The sequence below is a fragment of the Bradyrhizobium sp. genome (genome assembly GCF_016462955.1).
In the GTDB taxonomy this organism is placed as follows: Bacteria; Pseudomonadota; Alphaproteobacteria; order Rhizobiales; family Xanthobacteraceae; genus Bradyrhizobium.
The window spans coordinates 1-3,906 of record NZ_JAEMSD010000401.1 but is presented as its reverse complement, the minus strand read 5'-3'; the positions used below and the strand labels follow the sequence as shown (position 1 = coordinate 3,906).

The 3,906-nt window shown below is 66.5% G+C and carries 1 protein-coding gene, 1 pseudogene and 1 riboswitch; of the genes and pseudogenes, one reads left to right on the top strand and one right to left on the bottom strand.

The features are described 5' to 3' along the window. Positions 1-847, bottom strand: a pseudogene (gcvT, locus tag JHD07_RS29645) (glycine cleavage system aminomethyltransferase GcvT); the annotation flags it as partial. Between the two features lie 142 nt (positions 848-989). Beyond that, positions 990-1,080: riboswitch (glycine riboswitch) on the bottom strand. Between the two features lie 222 nt (positions 1,081-1,302). Between gcvT and alaS the strand changes: the two are divergent. Then, the coding region (alaS, locus tag JHD07_RS29640) for an alanine--tRNA ligase (protein ID WP_291628598.1) at positions 1,303-3,906 on the top strand (2,604 nt) is incomplete at its 3' end.

Sequence of the window (3,906 nt, the reverse complement as noted above, 5' to 3'; positions counted from 1 at the left end):
CGATGCGGTCGGCGCCGCGATAGTCGCCGGCCTCGCGTCGGCTCTTTCCGACCGCGAAGGGCATGCCCGCTTCGATCGGAGAAATCGTCTCGTCCATGTCGTGGCCGTAGAGGCAGAGCCCCGCTTCCAGCCGCAGGCTGTCGCGAGCCCCGAGACCGATCGGCAGCACGTCCGGATCGTCCAGCAGCAGCTTGGCGAGGTGCGTGGCGTCGCCTGATGGAACGGAGATCTCGAACCCGTCCTCGCCGGTGTAGCCGGAGCGCGAGACGAAGCATTTGATACCGGCGACCTCGTGCGGGCCGGCATCCATGAACGTCATGGCGGGCGCCTCTGCACAGAATTTCGCCAGCACGGCTTCCGCCTTCGGCCCCTGCAGCGCGAGCAGGGCGCGGTCGGCGAGGGGCTCGATGATGCAGTCGCCGGACAGATTCGCGCGCAGATGCGCTTCGTCCTCTGCCTTGCAGGCGGCGTTGACGACCAGGAACAGGTGATCGCCGAAATTGGCGACCATGAGGTCGTCGAGAATGCCGCCCTCGGCATTGGTGAACTGGGCGTAGCGCTGCCGTCCCGGCGCGATCGCAACGATGTCCTGCGGCACCAGCCGCTCCAGCGCGCGGGCGGCGTCCTCGCACTTGCCGGATTTCGGCAGCAAGCGGAGCTGGCCCATATGGGAGACGTCGAACAGGCCGGCCTTGGAGCGGGTATGGAGGTGCTCCTTCAGCACGCCCGCGGGGTACTGCACGGGCATGTCGTAGCCCGCGAACGGGACCATCTTGCCGCCCAGGGATACATGGAGCTCGTAGAGCGGCGTACGTTTCAGGGCGGCTTGGTCGTGCGCTGGCATCATGGGACCCTCGGCGGTTCCCCGGGGACGATTCCCCGATGGACACCAGTCGAAGCCCCATCTGTCGCTGTGCCTGAGAGTATTATCCCGTCGGCGGACGCAGTCCGGGTCTTAAGCCCGTCGGCGCCTCTTTCCAGATGCTGTCAAAGCCACGCGGTCCTTTTGCCTGAGAGTTTCCGGGGCGGTTGCTCCTTCGGCGCCGGCTGCCTAAAGCCGGTCTCTCCCGACGTGGCCGTACGATACAGATGGGTACAGATCACAGGGGAGCCAAGCCTGTCAACGCGGCACTGGCGCCTTTCAACGGGATTGCGCTGCTGCGGCAACCCTCTGATCTGTCTGCACAGTTTCTGGACAGCGAAGCTGGCCTTGTCTAAAAGCGCTTCTGTCAGCAGATATCAGCCCAAACTCAGCGGTTTGGATGGCGTATAGCGGGCCCAAGCACACCCGATTGGATGAACATGAGCGGCGTCAACGAGATCAGGTCGACCTTTCTGAACTTCTTTGCCGAGAACGGCCACGAGATCGTGGCGTCCTCGCCACTCGTGCCGCGCAACGACCCGACGCTGATGTTCACCAATGCCGGCATGGTGCAGTTCAAGAACGTCTTCACCGGCGTCGAGAAGCGGCCCTATCAGCGCGCCACCACCTCGCAGAAATGCGTGCGTGCCGGCGGCAAGCACAACGACCTCGACAATGTCGGCTACACCGCGCGCCATCTCACCTTCTTCGAGATGCTCGGCAATTTCTCGTTCGGCGATTACTTCAAGGAGCGCGCGATCGAGCTTGCCTGGAAGCTGATTACGACGGAGTTCGGGCTGAAGAAGGACAAGCTGCTGGTCACGGTCTATCGCACCGACGACGAGGCGGCGGGACTATGGAAGAAGATCGCCGGCTTCTCCGACGATCGCATCATCCGGATCCCGACCTCGGACAATTTCTGGGCGATGGGCGACACCGGGCCGTGCGGCCCGTGCTCGGAGATCTTCATCGACCGCGGCGAGCACATCTGGGGCGGGCCTCCGGGCTCGCCGCAAGAGGACGGCGACCGCTTCCTCGAATTCTGGAATCTCGTGTTCATGCAATACGAGCAGGTGACGAAGGAGGAGCGCGTCGGCTTGCCGCGTCCCTCGATCGACACCGGCATGGGCCTGGAGCGCATGGCCTGCATCCTCCAGGGCGTCGAGAGCGTATTCGAGACCGACCTGTTCAAGAACCTGATCGACGCGACCGCGTCCGCGCTCGGCAGCGGCCCGACCGAGCAGACCGTCGCCTCGTTCCGCGTCATTGCCGACCACTTACGCTCCTCGGCCTTCCTGGTCTCGGACGGCGTGCTGCCCTCGAACGAGGGCCGCGGCTACGTGCTGCGCCGGATCATGCGCCGGGCGATGCGTCATGCGCAGCTGCTGGGCGCCAAGGAGCCGCTGATGCACCGGCTGGTCTGGGCGCTGGTCCGCGAGATGGGCCAGGCCTATCCCGAATTGATGCGCGCGGAAAAGCTGATCGAGGAAACGCTGCGGCTGGAAGAGACCCGCTTCCGCAAGACGCTGTCGCGGGGCCTTGCCATTCTCGACGAGAAGAGCGCGGGCCTTAAGAAGGGCGACATGTTCGACGGCGACGTCGCCTTCACGCTGTACGACACCTACGGCTTCCCGCTCGACCTGACCCAGGACGCGCTGAAGTCGCGCGGCATCGGCGTCGACCAGGCCTCGTTCACCGACGCCATGGAGCGGCAGAAGGCCAAGGCGCGCGAATCCTGGAAGGGCTCGGGCGAGGCCGCTTCCGAGGCGATCTGGTTTCCGCTGCGCGAGAAGCTCGGCGCCAGCGAGTTCCTGGGTTACGAGACCGAGAGCGCCGAGGGCGTGGTCTCCGCGCTGGTCAAGGACGGCGCCGAGGTCACGAGCCTGAAGGCCGGAGAGACGGGCGCGATCGTGCTGAACCAGACGCCGTTCTATGCGGAGTCCGGCGGCCAGGTCGGCGACACCGGCGTGCTCTCGGGCGAGGGCGGCATCAAGGTCCGCGTCACCGATACGCAGAAGAAGCTCGGCGATCTCTTCGTCCATATCGGCACGGTCGAGAGCGGCGAAGTCAGGCTCGGCACCGCGCTGCAGCTCGAGGTCGATCATTCCAGGCGCTCGACCATCCGCGCGCATCACTCGGCGACCCACATCATCCACGAGGCGCTGCGCCAGGTGCTCGGCGATCACATCGCCCAGCGCGGCTCGATGGTCGCGCCGGATCGCCTGCGCTTCGACTTCGTGCATCCGAAGCCGATCACGGCCGAGGAGCTGTCGCGTGTCGAGGACATCGCCAACGACGTGGTGCTGGAGAACGACGAGGTGACCACGCGCATCATGGGCGTCGACGAGGCCCGCGAGGCCGGGGCGCGGGCGCTGTTCGGCGAGAAATACGGCGACGAGGTCCGCGTCGTCTCGATGGGCAGGACCGCGCGTGAGCGCGGCGCCAATATGCTCGGCTGGTCGGTCGAGCTCTGCGGCGGCACGCATGTCAGGCGCACCGGCGACATCGGGCTGATCACGCTGACGGGCGAGAGCGCCGTCGCCTCGGGCGTGCGCCGCATCGAGGCGCTGACCGGAAATTATGCCCGCCGGCACGCCAACGAGACCATGGCGCTGGCGAAGACCGCGGCGGGCGAGCTGCGCACCTCCGTGGACGACGTGCCGGCGCGCATCGCGGCGCTGATGGAGGAGCGCAAGAAGCTCGAGCGCGAGCTCTCCGACGCCCGCAAGAAGCTGGCGATGGGCGGCGGCGCAGCTGCGAGCAACGGCGCGGCGAGCGGCGTGCGCGAGGCCGGTGGCGTCAAGCTGATGGCGCGGGCCGTGGAAGGCATCGAGATGAAGGATCTCAAGAGCCTCGCCGACGAGGCCAAGAAGCAGATCGGCTCCGGCGTCGTCGCCATCGTCGGCGTCACCGAGGACGGAAAGGCCGGAATCGTGGTCGGCGTCACGCAGGACCTGACTGCGCGATTCAACGCCGTGAACCTGGTGCGCATCGCCTCCGAGGCGCTCGGCGGCAAGGGCGGCGGCGGCCGGCCTGCGCCATGT